A 22,222-nucleotide genomic window follows, 5' to 3' on the forward strand; every position below is an offset into this window, starting at 1 on the left:
TCAAAAAAAGCTCATGGAATATTCAAGTCAACAACCCCTCAGCTCAAGGCTTTGGGGTTGTTCTTGTTTATTGTTCAGGTATTCCACACAGCATATCGAGCTGTGTGTCAAGGCTTTCAATCACAGAGGGCCATGCATACTGCCTCATCTCCTTTGCCAGTGCCTTTCCCATGGAATCAAACCGCCGGGGATTGAGAAGCATATTTTCAAGCATCTTCCAAAGCGTGTCATAGTTGTGATAAAACACATCATCATGGAAACGTACGGGTATGATTTCAGGATAGGACAAACGATGGGGCAGCACGGGAAAGCACCCGTTTGACACCGCCTCCACCACTGAAATACCAAAATTTTCCTGCTCGGAAGTGCTGACCACAATATTTCCCCTGCGCAGCCAGTTCTCATATTCCTGCCTGGACTTGGCATACCCGAAGGCAACCAGTTCTTCTTTAAAAAATTTCCGGACAGCATGATAGGACTTGGGCACAGCAGGCCCAGTCTCCCCCAGCAATGCCAGTTGAAATGCAATCTTTTTATTTTTTAAAATTTTCAATGCCTTGAAAAAAGGACCTGGATTTTTGTCATACGCCCAGCGATGATTCCAGATAATCAAAGGAGGATTTAAACTGAAATCCTTCAGGGCAATATCATGGTCAGGCACCTGACATCCGGGATAGCACACCACAGATTTTGCAAGAAGATCATCTTTACAATCATTTATCCCACCATCGGGCACCTGTTTTAAAAATTCGGACACGCCTGACAGGAATGCGCTTTGATGAAAACTGGAATTAAATACAATACGACGGGCAGCAAGGGCCGTGGTGATATTGGTTATGGCTAGGGATTCATCCATCTTTTTTCCTGGGAATGGTGGATAAGACATCTGATTTTCATGAAAATACACAAGACAGGGAGGAAGGGGCTTTTTTGCAAGGCCCATAAAATCGGCAAGGTTCATCATATCAGTGGTGATGATGCCGTCATAGGAGTCAAAATTTTTTTTCTGTGCCAAAAATTGCAGGGAGCCTGCACGCATGCGCCATTTCCAGAAACGGTCCGGCAGGGTCAACAGCTCAATTTCATGCCGGGAATGGGCCTGCCATCCAGTTGCAAAGGCCCTGTGAGATCCGCCGAAAAAAGGCTCCATGAATAAAATCTTCATTTATTTTTTTCCTTACAATCCTGATTCAAAAACACCATAGCATTCCAGATGCTGTTTAAAATGCCCATAACACAAGACGGATCCCTCTGTGCTTAATCGTGATAGGAATGTGCCTTGAAGAAGATTATGCTGGCCAAGCTATCTTTATTTCACAGTTAAGGCATCAAAAGAGTAGATCATTGCATTGATTCCAGATTTTTAAAAGTAAGTAAAACAATTGTTTTTAACTTTACACCGACAGCTGGAGAGGGTATTAAACAAAGGATTGAGATTGTACCCACTGACAATTTTAAAATCTGCTTTCACCCGCCATCTTCCGGGGAAAAACTTTCAGCAACACACCGGAATGGCATAAGTCACAGCAGATGCCATTTTTTTTACTTTTACTTGATGATCAAGTTTTCGTTTTACAAAAAAATTTGCCCAGGAGCATATGTAATGACAGACGATGTTGAAAAAAAAGAAGTATCCGGCGACAAAGAGGAGAGCTTTGCCGAACTTTTTGAAGCCTTTGGTTCGGACATCAGCCATGATGTTCAACAGGGTGATAAAATTCAGGGAAAAATAATTGCCATCGGTAAAAACAGTGTCTATGTCAGCACAGGATCTAAAAGTGACGGCGTTGTTGAGAAAGCAGAACTCCTGGATGAAAACGGTGAACTGCCCGTTGCCGTGGGAGACACCCTGGAACTTTTTGTGGTCTCCATGAATGAAAGTGAGATCATCCTGTCCAAAGCCCTTTCCGGGGCAGGTACAAGTGAACTCCTTGAAGAAGCCGCCTATAATAAAACCCCGGTGGAAGGGAAAGTAACCGAGACCATCAAAGGTGGATTCAGTGTGGATATCATGGGTAAAAGAGCCTTCTGCCCCGTCAGCCAGATAGACACAAAATATGTTGAAACCCCGGAAGATTATGTGGGGCAGCAGCTAACCTTCATCATCACCCGTTTTTCCGAATCAGGGCGAAACATTGTGGTTTCTCGAAGGGATCTGCTCAACCAGGAAATCAAGGCTTCAAGAGACGCATTTTTAAAGGAAATCAAGGATGGAGACACCTGCCAGGGACGGGTGGTAAAACTAATGCCCTATGGGGCCTTTATAGAGCTTGCCCCCGGCGTGGAAGGCATGGCCCATATCTCAGAACTGTCCTGGTCCCGGGTGGACAAGGCCGAGGAAGTGCTCTCCCCCGATGAAACCGTCACCGTGAAAATTCTGAAAATTGAAGCCCGTGACAATCAGGACAGCCCCAAAATTTCACTTTCCCTCAAACAGATCTCTTCTGATCCCTGGGAAAGAGCGGTGGACACCATCAAAGCCGGGGATCAATTCACGGGCAAGGTGGTCCGCCTGGCACCCTTTGGTGCCTTTGTGGAAATTGAGCCGGGCATTGACGGTCTGGTCCATTTAAGTGAAATGAGCCACACCCGTCGCATTATCAAAGCAGAAGATGCCGTGTCCCAGGGGGAGATGATCCAGGTGGTGGTAAAGGAAATCCTGCCGGATCAGAAACGCATTTCTTTGAGCATGAAAGATGCCCTGGATGATCCCTGGGCAGGCGTCACGACAAAATACCAGCCCGGTCAACCCGTGGACGGCACCGTGGAAAAAAGAGAAAATTTCGGCCTGTTCATCAATCTTGAACCCGGTGTCACAGGGCTTCTTCCCGCATCCCTCATGGGAAAATCCGCCACCGCCGCCGATTTTGACAGATTAAAACCCGGAGACAGCGTTTCTCTGGTGGTGGAAAATGTCGACGAGGATGCCAGAAGGATCAGTCTGTCCCCCACGGATCTCCGGGAAAAAGACAATTGGAAACCCTTTATCACCCCGGAAAAAAAGAGCCTTGGCACCATGGGCAGTCTATTAATGGAAGCCATGGGAAAAAGCAAAAAATAATACCTGCACCACCCGCAGTGCATGGGCAATCTTCGATCATGACGGAAATTTTCACTGATACGAACTATAAAATAACCCTTGATAAACCCGGGGCAGACACCTATATCAAAATCAGTTACCCCCTCAAGTACGGCATCTATTCTGAAATTGAAACCAGAGATGCCGTGCTTCAGTTCAACTGCAACCATGAAATTGTCCGGGCCAGGGGTAAGGACAGCGCGTGGATTCAACCCACCGAATGGTTGAAACGAAGCATGGGTAATGACTGGATCTATTATTCCACAGGTGGATATGCCGGTGTATTTGAAGCCACCGGTGAGTACTACCTGCCCAACCTACCCTACCCCACCAATTCACTTCTGGGGGGGAAACCCCTTAAGACACCTTCGGTGATGCGTATCACCCAGGGATGGCATGACAGGGTTCAGGCTGTGAAATCACAGGTTACCCATGCACGGCCCGTTATACAGGAATTTCTGGAAAGGGTTGTGGCCAACACACCTGAAAAGCTTGAAGACAAAGCCAGGAATCTGTTTAATATCAGCGATGGGCGCATCACGGTGATCCCCCCGGATGCCCGACATGTGGATTATGATATCATCCCGTTGACCATATCCCATGGCTGCATTTACAAATGCAGATTCTGCCGGGTGAAAACTGACCAGCCGTTTTCCGTGGTTTCCAAGGCTGATATTGACATAAAAATCCAACAATTGAAAGATCTTTATGCCAGGGACATCATCAATCACAACGGCATTTTCCTGGGAGAACATGATGCCCTGAACGCCGATCCGGATACCATTCTTTATTCCGTAACCAAAGCTTTCAAGGCCTTTGATCTTGAAAATGCCTATATGAAAACCCCCCGGCTGTTTCTATTCGGAAGCGTTGATTCCCTTTTAAATGCTCCCCCCCGTCTGTTTGAACAGCTCAACAGCTCCGGGTATCTTACCCACCTCAACATCGGTCTTGAATCCGCTGATCAGGAAACCCTGGACAGCATCGGCAAACCCATCCTTGTCAAGCAGGTGATAAACGCCTTTGACAAAATGCAGGATATCAACCGACGGTTCAGCTGCATTGAAATCACCGCCAACTTCATCATGGATGACGGCCTTCCCAAGGGCCATTATCCATCCTTTCTTTCCCTTGTGCGGGACAAAATTGACAGACCCCGGGACAAGGGAAGCATTTATCTGTCACCCCTTCGCATCAATGCGCCTTCAAGATCTGTGCTGTTTCAGTTCAATGAATTAAAAAGACTCAGTCGACTGCCCACGTACCTGTACATTATCCAGCGGCTATAACCCGGCACCGGATTAATCACATGCCCTGCTCGGAACTTTATTTTTTTCATCCCCCCCCGGGTTCTTTTCAATCTTGTGCATATGTGATATGGGACAATTCATGAAAAAGACAAATTGGGTATCTGTCCATGGCGGGCACAGCAGAGACTTTTGCGAGCATGCCCGGGATAGCCTGGAAGATATCATTGAAAAATACATTGAGCTTGGGTTTGCCTGGGTGGGTATAACCGAACATGTGCCTCCGCCCACTGACCTCCTGCGATATCCCGATGAAATCGAAAAAGCTGTTTCTGCTGCCTTTCTACAGGAACGCTTTGCCCGCTATATAAATCACTGCCGACAACTCCAGGCCAAATACCGGGAGAAACTGACAGTATTTGTGGGATTTGAAACCGAGACCTGGAACGGCTGCCTATCCTATATTCAGGAGCTTATTCAACGTTTCCAGCCCGATTATGTGGTGGGATCCGTCCACCATGTGGACGATCAGTGCATTGATTATTCAAGTCAGATGTACCAGGCTGCAGCCCGGGCCATGGGGGGGATGGATGCACTTTACCGCCGCTACTTTGACCTGCAGTATAACATGCTTTGCACCTTGAAACCCGCCGTGGCGGGTCATTTTGATCTGATCCGGATTTTTGATGCTGACTATGAGACACGATTGAAAAAGCCGGAGATATGGCAATGCATCCTCCGGAACCTTACATGCATAAAAAACCTTGGAACGGCGCTGGACTTCAATCTGCGTGCCTTAAAAAAAGGGGCCTTGGAACCCTATGTGTCAAAATCCATTCTTCACAAAGCCCTGGATATGAATATCCCTGTTCTTCCCGGGGATGATTCCCACGGGGTATGCGATGTAGGCAACCACATGCCCCTGGCCCTGGAACAGTTAAAAAACGCTGGCGGCAGAACCCATTCCTGGTCCCCTCCGAGAATGTACAACTGGTAAACGTTACAACCACACCGGTCAATTCCAGGCAATGATAAACAATAGCCTTGCAAACACCGGCCCGGTAACCCTTATCCTGGATACGATAACCCTATGAAATACGATCATCTCACCGTGGTGCTTGTGGCACCCCAGGGGCCCCTGAATGTGGGCTCAACCTGCAGGACCATGATGAATTTTGGCTTTTCAGACCTCAGACTGGTAACCCCCTGCAGGGAATACAAGGGTCTTGAAGCCCGAAAAATGGCATTAAGCGCCCAGCCCATGCTGGAGCAGGCAAGGGTTTTTGACAGCCTGGAAGATGCCCTGGCAGATTGTCATGTGGCCTTTGGCACCACCCGACGATTTGGAAAATATCGAAAAAATTTCTTCACCCCCGACACCGCCGGGAAAAAGATAGCCGGTCTTTCTAATTCGTTTCGATGTGCCCTTGTCCTTGGGCGGGAAGACAATGGACTGACCACGGAAGAGTTATCCCTATGCCATGATTTCATCACCATTCCCACGGAGGATTCATTCCCTTCCATGAATCTGTCCCATGCCCTGACCCTTTTTCTCTATGAGATCTCAAAAGCCATGAAGTCGGCGGTACGCACGACAACGAGCAACCAGCCAAAACCTGCCACCATGGCCCTCACAGAGCAGATGTACGCCCACATGAGAAATACCCTTTGTGGCATTGATTACCTAGACCCCCAGAATCCCGATCACCTGTTGAGAACCTTCAGAAGAATCTTCAGCCGGGCCGGTCTTGGCGAACGGGATGTCAATATCATCCGGGGATTAATGAGCCGCATAGATTGGATTGAGGAACAACGTAAAAAAGCCTGATCCAGAACATCACAATAGCACAAAGAGTCCTTTTTCTTTTTTCTCAATCAGGCCTTTTTTCTTAAGTTGATACACTGCATCCGCGACTTTTTTGGCACTGAATCCTGTTTTTGCCTGAAGGAGTGTGGAATCAAGGCCGTTTTTACTTTTTTTTATGTGGCGTAAAACCATGTCCTGGGCAGTCACCCGGGGTTTTGATTTCTTAACGGTCCCGGCCTTGGGAGTCTTTCTTGTTTTACGTGTAACCGTCTTGGCTGGCCCGGATTTTTTTTTCGGCACAATTTTCGGCTTTGCAGGGGAGATATCATCTCCATCCGATGATGGAATATTGGTATCGGTCACAACGGTTTTAACGGATGATGCCGCCACCGGGACAGAGTCTGGAGCCGAATTCGTGTCTCCTGGCTCATCACTCGGTGTTTCCTGCTCTGTTACGGTTTCCTGCTCTGAAATAGTTTTATCAGCCGCCCCGGAAAGGTTTTCCGGTGACTGTTCAACGACTTTGGATTCAGACCTGTTTTTTAAACTGAATTCAAACTGTTCAAAAAATTTCACAACGTTGTTGACCCCTGAAGCAACCGCACCTAACTGTTTTTGAATTCGTTCAAGTGCCTCTTTGTCCGCTTCAATTTTAATTTCGATTTTCATGGGCAGGGAGTTCCTGTTTTTTATTTTTATGGGTTAAACTAAAAAAATATGACATGCTAATATCATACTTGATCACATTGTAAGCCATTTCTTAGCGGGCCTGATCACAATCTGGGCCACTTTGGGAAGGGGGCGGGCTTGGGTTACTGACGCTTTTATTCAAAAAGACCTTAAGACACAGGTAATTGTCAAACGCATGAAGCCTGATAAAAACCTCAGCCTTCCATAACACAAGGATGACCCCCTTGGCCCGCAAATTATAACGCATGGACCATCTTATGATCAAAACCTAACATTGAGAGATAGCATGCTGTTTTTTATAAAACTTTTTCACGAATTATTCAATACAAAAAAAATGACAGTTGATTCTGATTGGGGGTACGACGTTAGTACCCACACGAGTACAAGGACGGAATACTTTTTGCTTGAAAAAATCTCAAACTTCTATACACTGAAATCCATGAATCCATTAAGATTAATATTGCTTATCATACCCATAAGTCTTCTGTTTTACGGCACTCCTGCCCGGACCGGTGAAGTTCAGGAAGTTACCCCTGCGTCCCTGATACTGACCCAGGCTGTGATGTGTGAATCCATTGATAATTTCAAACCCCAGAATCCCGCCATTGTCTTTTCAATTGACCTTGGTAAGGTTTTTTGCTTTACGACCTTTGATCAGATCGGTGACACCACCCATATTTACCACAAATGGTTTCAAATGGACCGCCTGGTTTCCAGGAAACGGCTGACGATCAATCCCCCCCAATGGTCCACCATCAGCAGCATGCAGCTTCGCATGGCCGACAGGGGCCCCTGGTATGTAGAGATAACAGACAAAGACGATACCCTTCTCCAACGCTTACGATTCAGTATATCAGATTAAAGGGAACATCATGACGGATGCCATGACCTTCATACTCAGCCTCCGGTGGCAGGATTTTGTGGACATCGGCTTAAACGGATTTATCCTTTTCAGACTCTATGTACTCTTCAGAGGATCACGGCTTATCCGGGTCATGCCGGTGGTTTTGATTCTGTGGCTTTTAAAAGGAGGGGCACTTTTCGCAGGTCTTGTGGTGACAAGCTGGGCCATCCAGGGACTCATCGCCACCGCAGCACTGATTCTAATCATCGTATTCAGAGATGAAATTGCCTCTGTATTCCAGGCCAGAAATCTCAAGACATTTCTATGGGGGTTTCCTTCCCGCAAGGACATCACCCCCATGGATATCATTGCCCACAGTGCCTTTCACATGGGAAACCATAAAATAGGCGCACTGATGGTGTTCCCCAACAACAAGGACATCAATGAAATTGTCCAGGGCGGCATTGACTGGGACGGCAAGCTTTCCCAGGAAATGCTTTTAAGTATTTTCTGGGATAAAAATCCCGTACACGACGGGGCCATTATCATTGAAGGAAATCGCATTTCCCGGGTGGGAGTCATTTTGCCCCTTTCCCGTCGCAGGGATCTTCCCAACAGATATGGTACCCGTCACCGGGCTGGGGTGGGGCTTGCGGAGTGTTCCGACTGCCTGGTCATCATCGTTTCTGAAGAGTCGGGCCATGTGACGGTTGTCAAGGGCAATGAAATCAAAGATGTCAGAAACATCACCCAGCTGAAAAGCATCATTGAAGGGCACTCCGGTAAAGGGAAAAAAAGGGATTCCGCACTGTGGAAGGATCTGTTTGAATACGGCACTTCAGCCCTTGTGTGCCTGACCCTTGTCATCGGTATCTGGTTTGGCCTGTCCCGGGGGCGGGAAAGTTTTAAAACCATTGAGGTACCACTGGAGTACACCGATGTTCAAAAAGACTTTGAAATCATAGAATCTTCCACCAATACTGTCACCATTCACCTTGCGGGATCGGGTCCTCTTCTTAAATCCGTGGGTCCCCAACAGGTGAAAGTACTGCTGAAACTCAATGCAGCCTCTGCAGGTGAAAATATTTACACCGTCTCCGGGAAAAACATCATTCTGCCCCCGGGAATTCATCTGAAAAAAGTAGAGCCATCCAGCGTGACCCTGGTGCTTGACGGCACCATCACCAGACAACTTCCCATTCAGTTGAACTGGACCGGCAAATTGCCAGAAACACTTATTCTTGCCCAGGCAAAGATGGAACCCGACACCATCACGGTGACAGGTCCACAAAAGATTCTTAAAACCATCACCACCCTGTACACGGAGAAAATCCCCCTGGATGCCATCCAGACTTCGGGCACACAAGAGGTGGCTGTTATTCTTCAGCCCTCCTCTTTAAAAGTAGCGGACAAAAAAAACACGGTGACGGTTACTTACACTGTAATCAACAGAGAGACAACCCAACAGTGATGACCGCTCCTGTCAGAAGGTAATGCATATCATCACGGCGTTTTGCAAGGTTCATGGAAAGGATAGGGATGGACATTTTTCTGGAATTCGGATATCCGGGGCAGTTTATATCTTCCTTTCTGGCAGCCACCATTCTGCCTTTAAGTTCGGAAATCGTACTGGTACTTCTGCTTGCCAACCACTATGATCCCACTGTCACCATAACCGTGGCCACTCTGGGTAACGTGCTGGGATCCATGGTGAATTATGCCATGGGATTCTGGGGCAGCCAGGTGGTACTGCAGCGGATATTTAAAATTTCCCAACGGGAAATGGCATCGGCACGAAAACGATTTTCCCGCTATGGCGTATTTTCGCTTTTGTTTGCCTGGGTTCCCGTTGTGGGAGATCCATTAACCGTGGTTGCAGGTGTACTTAAAATCAACTGGTTTATCTTTTTAAGCCTTGTCACTGCCGGAAAACTGCTTCGTTACCTCGTCATTGGATATACAGTCATATAAGGTCACCACACCATCGAATATGGGGCACTGTCCAAACAGTTACAATACCAACCCGAATATTTACATATAAACCCACATGTCCTGTCGAACACAACGAATATTGAAAATGCTACCATGCTGCCCCCCCCCGACGGGCAATGGGCCCGGCCCGGAACCGTAGACGGCCCAATTGGCCGGTTCCTATTGCCCATCGGGGGGGCTCTGCTGAGGTAGACTGGAAGGCTACCTTTTCATATAAACATACGTGGCAGTAAACACCTGCCACAACCAATAATGAAAAACTAGTTGCTGTTAACACCCAGTACTCAGCACCTTCTTTTTCATATAAAACTTGACAGGATTTGATCCCCCAGGGCAGCCAATTATGATTACTAACCGATGTTATATCCAAGCACCAGAAGAGGTGAAATGGCGTTGCCATATATTCGTTTTTCCATATTCCGGCAAATTGTAAAAGATTTGTCCCCATCTCCATGACAGCTTTACTTTTCCACAAAAATATTTCATAAAACCTGGGTAAATATTCGGTCAACACCCCATCTTCACCTGTTTTGACCTGCTCACATTGCATCAGTATACTACGCAGCCCCAAACAGGTGAAGATGGGGCACTATCAAAACTGTTACTGAGCAAAGCCCAATATTTACCAATCTGAGACGTTCTGCAATTGCAGTTCCCGGTCGCATATGACCTGTATGCCATCATTTTAAACACCCAGGGAGCCCCCTTGTCCCATACAATTTTTGATACCCCACTACTCAACACAATCATGCCACGCCTTTCAACCCTCATCTTAAAGCTTGCCGGGTGGCAGGTTAAAGGCACCCTTCCCAATTATCGCAAATTTGTTATCATTGCCGCCCCACACACATCCAACTGGGATTTTCCTTTTATGCTGCTTGTCTCCTTTGCCATGGAAATGAAAGTTTACTGGATGGGAAAGAATGCCATTTTTAAAAAGCCCTTCACCGGCCTGTTTAAATGGCTGGGGGGAATCCCCATTGACAGAGCCAGCCCCAACAACGTGGTACAGCAATCCATAGCAACCCTGGCCCGGCATGACACCCTGGCCCTGGTGGTTCCCCCTTCCGGGACCCGGAAACGGGTAAGCCGCTGGAAAACGGGATTTTATCACATTGCCCATGGCGCTAATATTCCCATTGCCCTAGGTTTTCTGGATTATCGAAAAAAAACAGGGGGCATCGGCTCCAGCCTGGTGCCCAGCGGGGACATTGACGCTGACATGAAAATCATCCATGCATTTTATGCCCAGGTGACGGGAAAATATCCCGAGAATGCCATATCTCCCCGTTGATCCATCACCCCCTGACCGCACCTTCGGCCACCTCGGGGTGACGTCAGACCCCGGACCGTCTTTTTTATTTTTTTATCATTTTATCATTGATTTTTTTTCATTCTGGTCTACTTTACAATGCGTATTAAGAGTTATAACCCATAAAGGAGACCTATCATGCGTGTTGCCACATTGTACAAAAATCAGACCCGCCCCTGCGTTTCATTTGAATTCTTCCCCCCCAGGGACAACAATGCCGAAACTGAATTTTCTGCCGTTCTTGACCACCTCTGCGAACTGTCCCCCGATTACATGTCCATGACCTTTGGCGCCGGAGGTTCCACCAAGGAAGGCTCCTATCAGGCCGTCAAACTCATGAAGGAAGAAAAAAACATTCCCACCGTTGCCTATCTGGCAGGGTTTGGCCTGGCCCCCGATGAGATCGTCAGGGTCCTTGACAGATACAAAGCACTGGGCATTGAGACCATCTTTGTCATCAGGGGAGATGAACCCCGGGATGCCGATTTTACACCCCACCCAGACAGTTTCTCCCATGCCTCGGATATGCTGAAATTCATCAGAGACCACTATGATTTTGAACTGGGATGTGCCGGATATCCCGAAGGCCATGTAAAGGCCCAAAGCCTTGAAAAGGATATTGAATACCTCAAGCTTAAACAGGACAACGGCGCGCAATATGTGGTGGCACAATATTTTTACGACAACGACTTCTTTTACACCTATGTGGACAAGTGCCGGGCTGCTGGAATCACTCTCCCCATTATCCCCGGTATCATGCCCATCTACACCTCAAAATTGACCAAAATGCTGTGCAGACTGTGTGGTTCCACCCTACCCGAAGGGATCAAAAAACAGCTGGATGGCCTTTCCTCTGCAAAAGCTGAGGATGTGGCGGCATTGGGAGTGGACGTGGCCTTTGAACAATGTAAAGATTTGCTGGCCCATGGGGTGGATGCCCTTCATTTTTACACCATGAACCGTGCCCCATCCATAACCCGGATTATCCAGCGCCTGAATGATGAAGGTCTGCTGCTCAAATAAAACAGCCCCGCCCCCGTTCCCGTAACCGGGGGGCAAAACAACCCAATCATTGCGAAAAAAACAGGTAAACGCAAAATGACGGATAAACTGGATCGGTTTCTGGATGATCTCCAGGAAAAAATTTTTAATGAGGCAAGGGATGTGCTAGGGGACAAGGGATTTGACAGATGGCAGAACCCCCGATTCCGGGGAAAGCTTCCAGCCTTTGATGTCCACGCACACACCGTTGGTGACTGTGGGGACGCCATGGACATTTATCTCAAATTTGATGGGGATCGCGTCTCTCAGGCATCATACATAACCGATGGATGCGGTTCCAGCAATGTCTGCGGCTCCTTTGCCGCAGAGTTGAGCATGGGCAGACAGGCAGAGGAACTTGCAGACATCACAGGGGAACTGATTCTGTCAAAGCTTGGCAACGTACCAGAAGATGACAGGCACTGTGCCTTTCTGGCTGCTGGCACCGTTCAGGAAGCCCTGAGACAATACTACACAGAAGATCCAAGGAAAAAAGAAATGCCCAAATGAATGATAGCCCGGAGATGATAAAGGTCCAGGCGAATCTGGACATCACTGTTACAGCCCTCCAGACGGTGCTGGCCAATGCCAAAAAAAACGCGGGCAAAGATAAAAAAGGAATGTTTCGCGTGGATACAGCAGGCTGCCCTGGAAAAATCATTTCACAATTTCTGTATGACCATAATTTTGAAGTATTTGCCGGGAATGAGCAAAACTACAGGCAAAATTTCAAATAAACAAAATAAGGGGTGGTCATTGCATGGGCCAGTTTGGGCTGGGGTCAGGCTTGTGTTAATCACACAAGCCTGACCTTTTCTTACCCAGAGTCTTAAGTTTAACTGAGGCGCTCTTGATTATTTCCTTGCTTTCTGAAGGGCCTGCTCCGCAGCAATGGTAATGGGTTCCTTGCTGGGTTCCGATGCACAATCGGGATTTCCGGCACACATGAGCATCACCAAATCCGCAATTTTCTTTTCCCCCAGGATCAGGGCATTGATGGCGTCAATTTCCTTCACCGGTCCGTCACTGTCACTGATGATCTGTCCCCCCAGAAGTTTCTGGGAATCTTTGTCAAATACCAGTTTAAGGGTCCAGGGAAGCACCCCGGGGATCATGCTGTGTTTGCTCACTGAATCCACGGTGGCACACACCGGGGTAAATCCATTTAATTTTGCCTGTTCTTCGGTAAATCCCGTGGCAGAAATGCGTTTTTCAAACAATTTCACGGCACTGTTGCCAAGCAGACCCGGAAAGGGAAGATCAAACCCTGCCAGACGTTTGGCAATAAGACGTCCCTGGATCACTGCGGGCCCCCGCAGTTGGATGGGGGTGGGTTCTTTGGTGATGAAATGGAAATTATCAATGCAGTCACCGCCAGCAAATATATCCGGATCCGAGGTTTCCATGAATTCATTGGCCTTGATGCCGAATTTTCCCATGTCAAGCCCTGCCGCTGTTGCCAGCTCCACATTGGGGCGGGAGCCGACGTTCATGAAAACCATGTCGGTTACCACGGTTTTTCCGGACTCGAATTTGACAGCGCTGACCTGACCGTCTGCTCCAATTATTTCAATGACCTTTTCGCCCATGCACATGGTAAGTCCCTTTTCCTCAAGGCTGGCCTGAACCGTGCCGGCCATTTCCGAATCCAGCATCAAGCCCAGGGGATAATCCAGCACTTCCACAACGGTTATTTCATAAAATTCAGGATTGGATTCCTTTAAAAGGGTGGCCACTTCCAGATTTAAAAACCCAGCCCCGATGAACAACACTTTTTTAGGAGCCTTTTTTTCAATGTATGCCCGTGCTTTTTCCGCGTCCACAAGGGCTCTCAGGGTAAAAACACCTTCCAGATCATTGCCGGGAATGGGTAAAAGAAATGGGGACGAACCCGTTGAAAGAATCAGTTTATCGTATGCGATATCGGTTCCATCACTTAAAAAAACCGTTTTCGCTTCCCGGTTGACCTTTTCCACACGGTCAATGATCACCTTGATATTATTGTTTGTAAACATGGTGTCCGGATTAACAATGGAGGCTCCTGTGACCAGACCGGCCACGACGTGGGGGAGCGCTCAGCGGACGATGAATCGATCTTCCGCCCGGATCAGGGTAATGTTCACTTCGGGCATCAATTTTCTGGAAAGCATGGCCGCCGGTGCGCCGACACCACCACATCCTACAATGACAAGATTTTCTCCTTTTTTCATACAATGTCTCCTTTATTTTTGAATAAAAAAAAACATGTGATCCTGGAAACGCATCTATGCAAAAGAAATACCATATTTTGATCATTATCTCATTATAAAATAAAAGTCACCCCTTAACAGAAAAAAACAATCGGACTTGGTCATGGCATGGGCCACTCGTCATAAGTGTTGGCTCAATGGGGTCAGCCTTGTGTTATTGGCGCTATCGGCCATACCCTGTGCAAACGCCGAAAACACCGATAATGCCAATAACGCAAGCCTGCCCGCTCCCCCAAATGGCCCATATTATGACCAAACCCAAACAATCCAATCGACCATGGACACCACCGTACAGAAGCGCCACCATTGCGCCACAGTAACGTTACTTCTGCTTTCTGTAGTTTTCCTCCGTAAGGGCCAATGGGTTCACTTTTTCAGGACTGAAGAGAGGGTGAATTCTGTTTTACCTTCCGACCATCGATTCAACCGGTTTACAAGGATATAATCCGCCCCCTGATAATAAGACATCAACTCATTAACCAAGGGATGTGAAAGGGTTGTTTTTTTAAGAACTGGTACGTTTAAATTACCGTCAACCAGGCTGATCTTCTGTCCGGGAGACAGAAAAACCAGTTGTTTATCCTTCAAAAGTCCCAGTTTCTGATAATTTGCAATAAAGGCTCTTGGTTTGAAATCCGGAGCAAGGATATCATTTCCAAAAAAGAAGGAATCATAGGAAAAATGAAGCAGGGAAAGAAGCGTGGGAGCCACATCTATCTGACTTGACAACGTATTGATTTCCTGGGGATCGATGTACCTGGGAGCATAAATAAACAAAGGAATATGATATTTTTCCACGGGCAACCCCACCCTACCGGCGCTGGATGAACAATGATCCGCCAGCACCACAAATATGGTATCGTCAAACCAGGACTGCGCTCTGGCTTCTTTGATGAACTGTCCCAGGGCATAATCGGTATATTTTACTCCCCCTGCTCTGCCGCTGCCGGTTTTACCACCCCCCGGAGGCAGATTTATTTTTCCTTCCGGATAGGTAAACGGTCGATGATTACTGGTGGTCATGACATGGAAAAAAAAGGGCCGTTGCAAGGCATGGGCCTGGTTGGCCTCATCAATGGTACGCCTGTACAAATCGCCATCACACACCCCCCAGGCATTCTTGAAACTGACTTCTTCATCTCTCAAACGGGTTTGATCCACAATGCGATACCCGTTACCGGAAAAAAAAGCATTCATATTATCGAAATATCCCCGTCCACCATAGAGAAAGGCAGTGTCATACCCCTTATCCTTAAAGACCTTTCCCAGGCTGAACATATGATTATTGTCCGGCCGTTTAACAATAGATCGACCCGGGGTGGGGGGAATGGAGAGGGTTATGGCTTCAAGTCCTCGGGTAGTTCTGGTCCCAGTGGCATAAAAGTTTATAAAAAGCTTTCCCTGCTTAAACCATTGATCCATAAAAGGCGTGAGATTTTTCTGTTCACCAAAACGGGTCAGGAAGTCTGCACTCAGACTTTCAATGGAAATAAGAACCACATTGAGTTTTCGGGGGCGTTCTTTTGCACGAATATGTCTTGACACGTTGAACAGATCGTCATTAAGACACCTGCTATTTTTCCCGACTACTTCCTTTTTCAGGCAGGCAGACAACATTTTTTCATCCCCGATTTTATAAAATTGCCGGTAATCAAGGGTGTTGTTTCGAAAAGCGGCAAACAACTGGTAAGGCCCATTGGATGCCAGTTCATTCACATAATTATTATCGGACAGATTCCGCTGGGATTGATCCAGAAAAAGAAAGGCTGCACCAGGGATTAACAGCAAGGAGACGGCGATGACAAACCGCCTGGAAAATTTTTCCCTCACCGTCATTGCTTTAACAAAGGCTGGCCGTACCACAGAAGCAATCAGCACGGCTATGACAAAGAGAATAGGCAATATCCAAAAAACAGGATAAGACTCAAGGATATTATCGGTTACCTCACGACGATAGACCAGATAATCAACGGAAATAAAATTAAAGCGCACCCCGAATTCGTCCCAGAAAAGCCATTCAGCAATGCTGGAAAAGCAAAGGGCATATAATATTAAAAACCCCATGCCCTGGGATACGGATCTAAAAAAGATACCTCCCACCCATTTGTTGGGGAATACCAGCAATAGCATCACAAAGGGAATATAAAAATAACTGATAAAAGCCATATCGTAAACCAGGCCCTGACCAAAAATATAAAACCAGTCAAGGGTTTCATGGTTAATAAGGTGCCATATTCTACAAAAAAATGCCAGTCTCAGGAAGATAAAACCGGCAAGGGCAATCAGTCCCATCTGAAAAACCATGGCAAAGCGTGTTGTGGGAGTAATAAAGATTTTGTTCAGCATTTGGATACGATCTCCAGTCTCATTTTTTTAAATATAGATCCTTAAAAAATCAGTTTAGCTGAATCACCATGAAGAAAGCGTGAAGATTAAACTTATTTTACCCCCCAAAAAATGTTAATATTCGGGTTGGTATTGTAAATATTTGAACAGCACCCCATATTCGCCTGTTTGTTGGCGAGGGGTCAGGTTTGCGTTACTGGCATTATCGGTGCTTTTGGCCTTTTCACAGGCTGTGTTCGATAACGCCAAATCACAAGCCTGACCCCGTTGCCCCACCCAACAATTACGACGAGTGGCCCATAAAAAACCAGATCATCACGCCTAAGGAGGCATGCACATGGCAATATCTACTTATCCATCCACCGTTCTCATGCCCAAAATGGAGAAGCCTTATCCCCTGATCGTGGATTTTCTGACACAGCGATTCCCGGGGATTGACGCCGATATCTGGAAACGTAGAATTCAATCAGGCAAGGTTCTCACCGAAGAGGGAAAAACAATTTGCCTGGACATGCCCTGCACCCCCCTGAAAAGGTTGCATTATTTTCGAGAAGTGCTAAAGGAAGAGATCATTCCCTTTACTGAAACCATTGTGTTTTGCAATAGGGAACTGCTTGTGGCGTGTAAGCCCCATTTTCTTCCTGTGACACCGGGGGGGCCATACGTAAACCAGTGCCTGCTTCATCGGTTAAAAGAAAAAACAGGCAACCCGCATCTTTCCCCCATCAACAGAATCGATCGGGAAACCGCAGGCCTGGTCCTTTTTTCCATGAACCCGAAAACCAGGGGCCGTTACCAGGAACTGTTCATGCAGGGCAAGGTGGACAAAACCTACCAAGCGGTGACCCAGTACCCACATGCTCCTGAAAAAGACACATGGACAATGGAAAATCGACTGATCAGAGGAACCCCTTGGTTCAGAATGAAAGCCGCCCCGGGACAAGCCAATGCCGTATCAAGAATCGCGTTGATTCACTCTTGGGGCAACAGAGCGATTTTCAGATTAAAGCCTGTCACCGGCAAAAAACATCAACTGCGTCTGCACCTGGCAGAATCGGGCTTTCCCATTCTCAATGATCGATACTACCCGGAACTTTTACCGGAGAAAAAAAACACGTATTCAGCCCCCCTTCAGCTGCTTGCCGGAAGGCTTGAATTTCGTGATCCCATTTCGGGCAGACAGGTGCGCTATGAATCACACCGTCAGCTCTGTTGTCATCCCCGATGAGCAAGCAATTTAAACATCTTGTCAAAAGCACAATAACACAAGTCTGACCCCCATTGGTCCGTCAACCGTGACGGGTGGCCCATGTTGCGGGCAAAGCCTGCTTTTATACTCGAATATCTTGCAGGCACCATGAAAAAATGTTTTAATAGCTTTGTTTGCATTCTTTAATACCGGCAAATCCTGGCAATCCCAACCCAGGACTGCCCCATTGAGTCACAATGACCAGAGGCATTCGTTTGGTAAAAAAACACCTGATCAATTTTTCCTGTTTCACCCGTCTCACTTTATGCCGCTGGGTCTTTCTGGCTTGTTTTTTTATCATGGCCAGAGCCCAGGCATCGGAAAAAGTTTCCATACAGCTGGCATGGAAGCACCAGTTTCAATTTGCAGGTTACTACGCTGCCCTTGAAAAGGGATACTACAGCCAGGCAGGTCTGGATGTAACCATCATTGAAGGAGGAGAAGGGAAGTTTGCAAGAGAGGTGGTGATGGGCGGTGCCGCTCAATATGGGGTGGCCGGTTCAGAACTGCTGCTGCATCGCATGGACGGAGATCCCTTTGTGGTACTTGCCCCCATTTTCCAACATTCCCCGTCCATTCTTCTGGCAAGCCGGGATGCCGGCATATCCACCCTTCAGGATCTCATCGGCAAACGGGTGATGCTGTTGCCGGGAAACAAAGACGCAGATATCATGGCCGCATTTTTAAACGAAGGCATCCCCCTTGATGCCATTCAACGCATGGATCAAACCTATGACATCAGGGACCTCATGGAAGGACGCACAGATGCGGTGAGCGCTTACACCACCAATGAGCCCTGGCAACTGTTGCAGAACAACATTGAACCGGCCATCATTTCGCCCCAAACCTATGGGGTTGATTTTTACAGTGACTGTCTTTTCACCACGGACACTGAAATTGACAAACACCCCCTGCGGGTCAAGGCATTCCTGGCGGCATCCCTTAAAGGGTGGGAATATGCCATGGACCATCCCGAAGAAATCATTGAGCTTCTCATCAACAACTATGGCGTTAAAAAACAACGAAGCCACCTTCGTTTCGAAGCCGAAGCCATCCGGAAAATAATGCTCCCGGATTTAATCCAGGTCGGGCACATGAACCCTGGAAGATGGCGACACATTGGCATAACCTATCAAAAACTCGGGCTGATAACCGGCGATGTTTCCCTTGAAGGTTTTCTATACAATCCTGATCCCGAAAAGGATTACACCAGGCTCAAACGCATCGCCGTGGGCATCTGTCTGATGTTCACCATTGTCATTTTTATATTGTGGTTTTTCAACAGAAAACTGGCAAAGGAGGTGGTGGAACGAAAACGAGTGGAAAAAACACTCAGAGACAGAGAACACCTTTTAAATGAAATGGGAAGCCTTGCCAAAATCGGGGGCTGGGAACATGATCTGATATCAAAGACGGCCATCTGGACGAATGAAACCTATAAAATAGTTGAAATTGAATCCGACCATATTCCCGGTCCGGATGAGCATCTGAACTATTATCTACCACAGGACAGGCAGTTGCTTGAAAAAGCCTACAAACATGCCATGGAAACCGGTGAAAATTTCACTCTGGAACTGCAATGTCGTACGGCCAAAAAGCGACTGATCTGGGCAAAAGTTGCAGGACATCCTGAATATTCCAACGGTACATGTTTAAAGATGAAGGGTACCTTCCAGGACATCACCGAACAGAAAAAAATGGAGGCCCAGCTTCACCAGGCCCAGAAAATGGAATCCGTGGGACGGCTTGCCGGAGGGGTGGCCCATGATTTCAACAACATGCTCAGCGTCATCCTTGGAAATGCGGAAATTCTGCTGGAAGATATGGATACACTCAATCCGTTGATGGCAAATGTCCAGGAAATTCACAGTGCCACCCGGCGCTCCGCCGATCTCACGCGCCAGCTACTGGCCTTTGCGAGAAAGCAAACCATTGCCCCCCGGATACTGGACATCAACCAGGTGATTGAAGACATGCTTAAAATGCTGCAGCGGCTCATCGGTGAAGACATTGAACTGGCCTGGCTCCCCGGAACCCGTGTCCGACCGGTGCGCATGGACCCCTCCCAGGTGGATCAGCTCATGGCCAACCTGTGTCTCAATGCCCGGGATGCCATCAAAGACATCGGCAGGGTGACCATAGAAACCAGAAATGTGACGTTCAACACCGATTACTGCCGGGATCATCCCGGGTTTATCGAGGGTGATTTTGTCATGGTGGTGATCAGCGACAACGGCGCGGGCATGGACAAAGAAACCCTGAAAAATCTATTTGAACCCTTCTTTACAACAAAGGCCGTGGGACGGGGCAATGGGCTGGGACTGGCAACGGTCTACGGTATCATGAAACAGAACAACGGCTTTATCAACGTTTACAGTGAGCCGGATAAAGGGTCCACCTTTAAACTCTACCTGCCAGCTAAAAATGCCATGGTATCAGAAACCAGAAACCAGCTCCCTCTTTCTCCCCGTACGGGCGATGAAACCATCCTGGTGGTGGAGGATGATGTCTCCATACTGAAAATTGCCCGGTTGATACTGGAACGCCTGGGCTACACCGTCCTGACTGCCAGTGATCCCGGGCAGGCCCTCCAGATCGCCCAGGAACAGGGGCAGGATGGCATCCATCTGCTCATCACAGATGTGGTCATGCCGGGCATGAACGGTCGGGAACTGTCTGATAAACTCATCTGTCTTTATCCGGATATCAAATGTCTCTTCATGTCCGGATATACCGCCAATGTCATTGCCCAACATGGGGTTCTGGAACAGGGCGTTCATTTTATCAATAAACCCTTTTCCAGGCAGGACCTGGCAAGGCAGGTACGGGAGGTGCTGGGTCATGAAAACCCATGAAATGTGGGATATTCGCTTTTTCAATCAAATTCTTGACACCATGGCCGACGGATTGTTCACGTTGAACAGCAATGGAGAGATCATTTCCTGGAATCGTGCCATGGAAGGTATCACCGGGTACAGCGCCCAAGAGGCCCTGGGACAGGGATGCAAGCTGCTCCAGTGCAACCGCTGCTTTGATAAGGAATGTCCCTCGGACATGAAAAAATGTGGTGTACTGAAACACGGCACATCAGAGTCCAAAGAATGCCATGTAAAACACCGGGACGGGTACGAGGTGCCTGTGATCAAAAATGCCCGGGCCATCCGGGATGAGAACAACACCCTTCTTGGCATCGTGGAAACCCTTACGAATCTCACAGAACTCAACCACATCAAAAAAAAGGCACAAGAGGCGGAACGACGGCTGGGAGAACTCCATGCCATGGGCAATATCATCGGCAAAAGCCACGGCATGCAGGAGATATTTTATGCCATCACAGCAGCGGCAGACAGCCGTGCCACCGTATTAATCCAGGGGGAAAGCGGCACCGGCAAAGAACTGGTGGCCGGGGCCATTCATTACAACGGGCAGATGTCCCAGGGACCGTTTATCGCTGTGAACTGTGCAGCCCTGTCAGAAACCCTTCTGGAAAGTGAACTTTTCGGCCATGTCAAGGGAGCCTTTACCGGGGCCCACCGCGATCGAAAAGGAAGATTTGAAGAAGCCCATGGGGGCACCATTTTTCTGGACGAAATCGGAGAACTGTCCCCCTACATGCAGGTCAAACTGCTGCGGGTACTCCAGGAGAGGGAAATCCAGCGGGTGGGAGACTCCCGGAAAATAAAAATCAACATCCGCATACTGGCCGCCACCCACAAGGATATCTACCATCTCACACTGGAAGGAAAATTCAGAAAAGACCTCTATTATCGGCTCAAGGTGTTTCCCATCCAGATCCCCCCCCTAAGATCCCGGCGGGAGGACATTCCATTGCTGGTGAGAAAATTCATAGACAAGAACAATAAGCGGGAATCCATGAAGATAAAGGATATCAGCCGCAATGCCATGGAAAAACTCATGGAGTACCCCTGGCCCGGAAATGTCCGTGAACTGGAGAATGCCATTGAGCATGCCTTTGTTCTGTGTTCATCCCCACAGATTAAAACCCGTGACCTTCCCCTTGAAATCAGAGAAAAAAGAGAATGCGCCGGGGCACCATCAGAAAAGAGCAATTCGCCGATTTCCGGTGCCAAGGAAATCCCACAATCCAAATTAAACCGGGAGGCGCTTGTAAATCTTCTCCATGAATGTGACTGGAACAAAGCAGAAGTGGGGCGACGTATCGGAAAGAGCAGAACCTCTGTCTGGAAATACATGAAAAAATGGGATATTGCCCTGCAGCCTCAAAATAAATAAATAAATAAATATGTGCCCAGCAGCCCCCTCTTCGCCCATGTTGGCCTGCTCACATGGCAGTCGTATCGTCCCACCAGACAACCGAATATGAAGCACGGAGCAAGCGTTTACA

At 47.8% G+C, this 22,222-nt stretch carries 19 protein-coding genes; 14 read left to right on the forward strand and 5 right to left on the reverse strand.

Annotation, left to right across the window (positions count from 1 at the left end):
• Positions 1 to 67 precede the first annotated feature (67 nt).
• Positions 68 to 1,165: a tRNA-queuosine alpha-mannosyltransferase domain-containing protein gene (locus ACYQ2M_RS05870; protein WP_459915390.1), complete on the reverse strand. Its 1,098-nt coding sequence runs from the start codon at positions 1,163 to 1,165 to the stop codon at positions 68 to 70.
• A gap of 438 nt (positions 1,166 to 1,603) precedes the next feature.
• Between ACYQ2M_RS05870 and ACYQ2M_RS05875 the strand changes: the two genes are divergently transcribed.
• The 4 genes from ACYQ2M_RS05875 to ACYQ2M_RS05890 all read left to right on the forward strand — a co-directional run bounded on the left by ACYQ2M_RS05875 (position 1,604) and on the right by ACYQ2M_RS05890 (position 6,154).
• Positions 1,604 to 3,061 (forward strand): 30S ribosomal protein S1, encoded by a 1,458-nt coding sequence (locus tag ACYQ2M_RS05875; RefSeq protein WP_459915391.1) that lies wholly within the window; start codon positions 1,604 to 1,606, stop codon positions 3,059 to 3,061.
• A gap of 38 nt (positions 3,062 to 3,099) precedes the next feature.
• The gene (locus tag ACYQ2M_RS05880; protein WP_459915392.1) at positions 3,100 to 4,368 is read left to right on the forward strand and encodes a radical SAM protein; all 1,269 of its coding nucleotides are present in this window, start codon (positions 3,100 to 3,102) and stop codon (positions 4,366 to 4,368) included.
• Positions 4,369 to 4,468: 100 nt separating this feature from the next.
• Positions 4,469 to 5,323, forward strand: a complete 855-nt coding sequence (gene hisJ, locus ACYQ2M_RS05885) for a histidinol-phosphatase HisJ (RefSeq protein ID WP_459915393.1) — start codon at positions 4,469 to 4,471, stop codon at positions 5,321 to 5,323.
• Positions 5,324 to 5,416: 93 nt separating this feature from the next.
• On the forward strand, positions 5,417 to 6,154 hold the full coding sequence (locus tag ACYQ2M_RS05890) for an RNA methyltransferase (protein WP_459915394.1): 738 nt from the start codon (positions 5,417 to 5,419) through the stop codon (positions 6,152 to 6,154).
• Between the two features lie 9 nt (positions 6,155 to 6,163).
• Here the strand turns inward: ACYQ2M_RS05890 and ACYQ2M_RS05895 are convergent, their stop codons facing one another.
• Positions 6,164 to 6,802, reverse strand: a complete 639-nt coding sequence (locus ACYQ2M_RS05895) for a hypothetical protein (RefSeq protein ID WP_459915395.1) — start codon at positions 6,800 to 6,802, stop codon at positions 6,164 to 6,166.
• 421 nt (positions 6,803 to 7,223) lie between these two features.
• Between ACYQ2M_RS05895 and ACYQ2M_RS05900 the strand changes: the two genes are divergently transcribed.
• The 7 genes from ACYQ2M_RS05900 (at position 7,224) to ACYQ2M_RS05930 (ending at position 12,749) form a co-directional block, all read left to right on the forward strand.
• Positions 7,224 to 7,685, forward strand: a complete 462-nt coding sequence (locus ACYQ2M_RS05900; protein WP_459915396.1) for a DUF2914 domain-containing protein — start codon at positions 7,224 to 7,226, stop codon at positions 7,683 to 7,685.
• A gap of 10 nt (positions 7,686 to 7,695) precedes the next feature.
• Entirely contained in the window at positions 7,696 to 9,138 is a 1,443-nt protein-coding gene (locus ACYQ2M_RS05905) for a diadenylate cyclase (protein WP_459915397.1), read from the forward strand.
• Between the two features lie 68 nt (positions 9,139 to 9,206).
• Complete coding sequence (locus tag ACYQ2M_RS05910) at positions 9,207 to 9,638, forward strand: YqaA family protein (RefSeq protein WP_459915398.1); 432 nt, start codon at positions 9,207 to 9,209, stop codon at positions 9,636 to 9,638.
• Between the two features lie 727 nt (positions 9,639 to 10,365).
• Positions 10,366 to 10,953: a lysophospholipid acyltransferase family protein gene (locus ACYQ2M_RS05915; protein ID WP_459915399.1), complete on the forward strand. Its 588-nt coding sequence runs from the start codon at positions 10,366 to 10,368 to the stop codon at positions 10,951 to 10,953.
• Positions 10,954 to 11,109: 156 nt separating this feature from the next.
• Positions 11,110 to 11,994 (forward strand): methylenetetrahydrofolate reductase, encoded by an 885-nt coding sequence (locus ACYQ2M_RS05920; RefSeq protein WP_459915400.1) that lies wholly within the window; start codon positions 11,110 to 11,112, stop codon positions 11,992 to 11,994.
• A 75-nt stretch (positions 11,995 to 12,069) separates the two neighbouring features.
• Positions 12,070 to 12,522 (forward strand): iron-sulfur cluster assembly scaffold protein, encoded by a 453-nt coding sequence (locus ACYQ2M_RS05925; RefSeq protein WP_459915401.1) that lies wholly within the window; start codon positions 12,070 to 12,072, stop codon positions 12,520 to 12,522.
• Positions 12,519 to 12,749, forward strand: a complete 231-nt coding sequence (locus ACYQ2M_RS05930; RefSeq protein ID WP_459915402.1) for a hypothetical protein — start codon at positions 12,519 to 12,521, stop codon at positions 12,747 to 12,749. The genes ACYQ2M_RS05925 and ACYQ2M_RS05930 overlap by 4 nt, the downstream gene beginning before the upstream one ends.
• Positions 12,750 to 12,866: 117 nt before the next feature.
• Here the strand turns inward: ACYQ2M_RS05930 and ACYQ2M_RS05935 are convergent, their stop codons facing one another.
• The 3 genes from ACYQ2M_RS05935 to ACYQ2M_RS05945 all read right to left on the reverse strand — a co-directional run bounded on the left by ACYQ2M_RS05935 (position 12,867) and on the right by ACYQ2M_RS05945 (position 16,607).
• The gene (locus ACYQ2M_RS05935; protein WP_459915403.1) at positions 12,867 to 14,027 is read right to left on the reverse strand and encodes an FAD-dependent oxidoreductase; all 1,161 of its coding nucleotides are present in this window, start codon (positions 14,025 to 14,027) and stop codon (positions 12,867 to 12,869) included.
• Between the two features lie 60 nt (positions 14,028 to 14,087).
• Positions 14,088 to 14,222, reverse strand: coding sequence for a hypothetical protein (locus tag ACYQ2M_RS05940; RefSeq protein ID WP_459915404.1), 135 nt, complete (start codon positions 14,220 to 14,222; stop codon positions 14,088 to 14,090).
• 405 nt (positions 14,223 to 14,627) lie between these two features.
• Positions 14,628 to 16,607: an LTA synthase family protein gene (locus ACYQ2M_RS05945; RefSeq protein WP_459915405.1), complete on the reverse strand. Its 1,980-nt coding sequence runs from the start codon at positions 16,605 to 16,607 to the stop codon at positions 14,628 to 14,630.
• Between the two features lie 337 nt (positions 16,608 to 16,944).
• Here ACYQ2M_RS05945 and ACYQ2M_RS05950 point away from each other — a divergent pair, with 337 nt between their 5' ends.
• The 3 genes from ACYQ2M_RS05950 (at position 16,945) to ACYQ2M_RS05960 (ending at position 22,110) form a co-directional block, all read left to right on the forward strand.
• A complete protein-coding gene (locus ACYQ2M_RS05950) occupies positions 16,945 to 17,835 on the forward strand; it encodes a pseudouridine synthase (RefSeq protein WP_459915406.1) in 891 nt (296 codons plus the stop codon).
• A 218-nt stretch (positions 17,836 to 18,053) separates the two neighbouring features.
• Entirely contained in the window at positions 18,054 to 20,711 is a 2,658-nt protein-coding gene (locus tag ACYQ2M_RS05955; RefSeq protein WP_459915407.1) for an ABC transporter substrate-binding protein, read from the forward strand.
• Complete coding sequence (locus tag ACYQ2M_RS05960) at positions 20,698 to 22,110, forward strand: sigma-54 interaction domain-containing protein (protein WP_459915408.1); 1,413 nt, start codon at positions 20,698 to 20,700, stop codon at positions 22,108 to 22,110. The genes ACYQ2M_RS05955 and ACYQ2M_RS05960 overlap by 14 nt, the downstream gene beginning before the upstream one ends.
• Positions 22,111 to 22,222 lie beyond the last annotated feature (112 nt).

The sequence above is a fragment of the Desulfocicer niacini genome, from assembly GCF_054657595.1.

What these genes read in the sequence shown, in the direction of transcription:
- ACYQ2M_RS05955 (WP_459915407.1), top strand. Translation starts at nt 18,054, where the DNA reads ATGACCAGAGGCATTCGTTTGGTAAAAAAACACCTGATCAATTTTTCC.
- ACYQ2M_RS05905 (WP_459915397.1), top strand. Translation starts at nt 7,696, where the DNA reads ATGACGGATGCCATGACCTTCATACTCAGCCTCCGGTGGCAGGATTTT.
- ACYQ2M_RS05925 (WP_459915401.1), top strand. Translation starts at nt 12,070, where the DNA reads ATGACGGATAAACTGGATCGGTTTCTGGATGATCTCCAGGAAAAAATT.
- ACYQ2M_RS05910 (WP_459915398.1), top strand. Translation starts at nt 9,207, where the DNA reads ATGGACATTTTTCTGGAATTCGGATATCCGGGGCAGTTTATATCTTCC.
- ACYQ2M_RS05960 (WP_459915408.1), top strand. Translation starts at nt 20,698, where the DNA reads ATGAAAACCCATGAAATGTGGGATATTCGCTTTTTCAATCAAATTCTT.
- ACYQ2M_RS05880 (WP_459915392.1), top strand. Translation starts at nt 3,100, where the DNA reads ATGACGGAAATTTTCACTGATACGAACTATAAAATAACCCTTGATAAA.
- ACYQ2M_RS05895 (WP_459915395.1), bottom strand. Translation starts at nt 6,802, where the DNA reads ATGAAAATCGAAATTAAAATTGAAGCGGACAAAGAGGCACTTGAACGA.
- ACYQ2M_RS05930 (WP_459915402.1), top strand. Translation starts at nt 12,519, where the DNA reads ATGAATGATAGCCCGGAGATGATAAAGGTCCAGGCGAATCTGGACATC.
- ACYQ2M_RS05935 (WP_459915403.1), bottom strand. Translation starts at nt 14,027, where the DNA reads ATGTTTACAAACAATAATATCAAGGTGATCATTGACCGTGTGGAAAAG.
- hisJ (WP_459915393.1), top strand. Translation starts at nt 4,469, where the DNA reads ATGAAAAAGACAAATTGGGTATCTGTCCATGGCGGGCACAGCAGAGAC.
- ACYQ2M_RS05940 (WP_459915404.1), bottom strand. Translation starts at nt 14,222, where the DNA reads ATGAAAAAAGGAGAAAATCTTGTCATTGTAGGATGTGGTGGTGTCGGC.
- ACYQ2M_RS05945 (WP_459915405.1), bottom strand. Translation starts at nt 16,607, where the DNA reads ATGCTGAACAAAATCTTTATTACTCCCACAACACGCTTTGCCATGGTT.
- ACYQ2M_RS05875 (WP_459915391.1), top strand. Translation starts at nt 1,604, where the DNA reads ATGACAGACGATGTTGAAAAAAAAGAAGTATCCGGCGACAAAGAGGAG.
- ACYQ2M_RS05890 (WP_459915394.1), top strand. Translation starts at nt 5,417, where the DNA reads ATGAAATACGATCATCTCACCGTGGTGCTTGTGGCACCCCAGGGGCCC.
- ACYQ2M_RS05920 (WP_459915400.1), top strand. Translation starts at nt 11,110, where the DNA reads ATGCGTGTTGCCACATTGTACAAAAATCAGACCCGCCCCTGCGTTTCA.
- ACYQ2M_RS05950 (WP_459915406.1), top strand. Translation starts at nt 16,945, where the DNA reads ATGGCAATATCTACTTATCCATCCACCGTTCTCATGCCCAAAATGGAG.
- ACYQ2M_RS05870 (WP_459915390.1), bottom strand. Translation starts at nt 1,165, where the DNA reads ATGAAGATTTTATTCATGGAGCCTTTTTTCGGCGGATCTCACAGGGCC.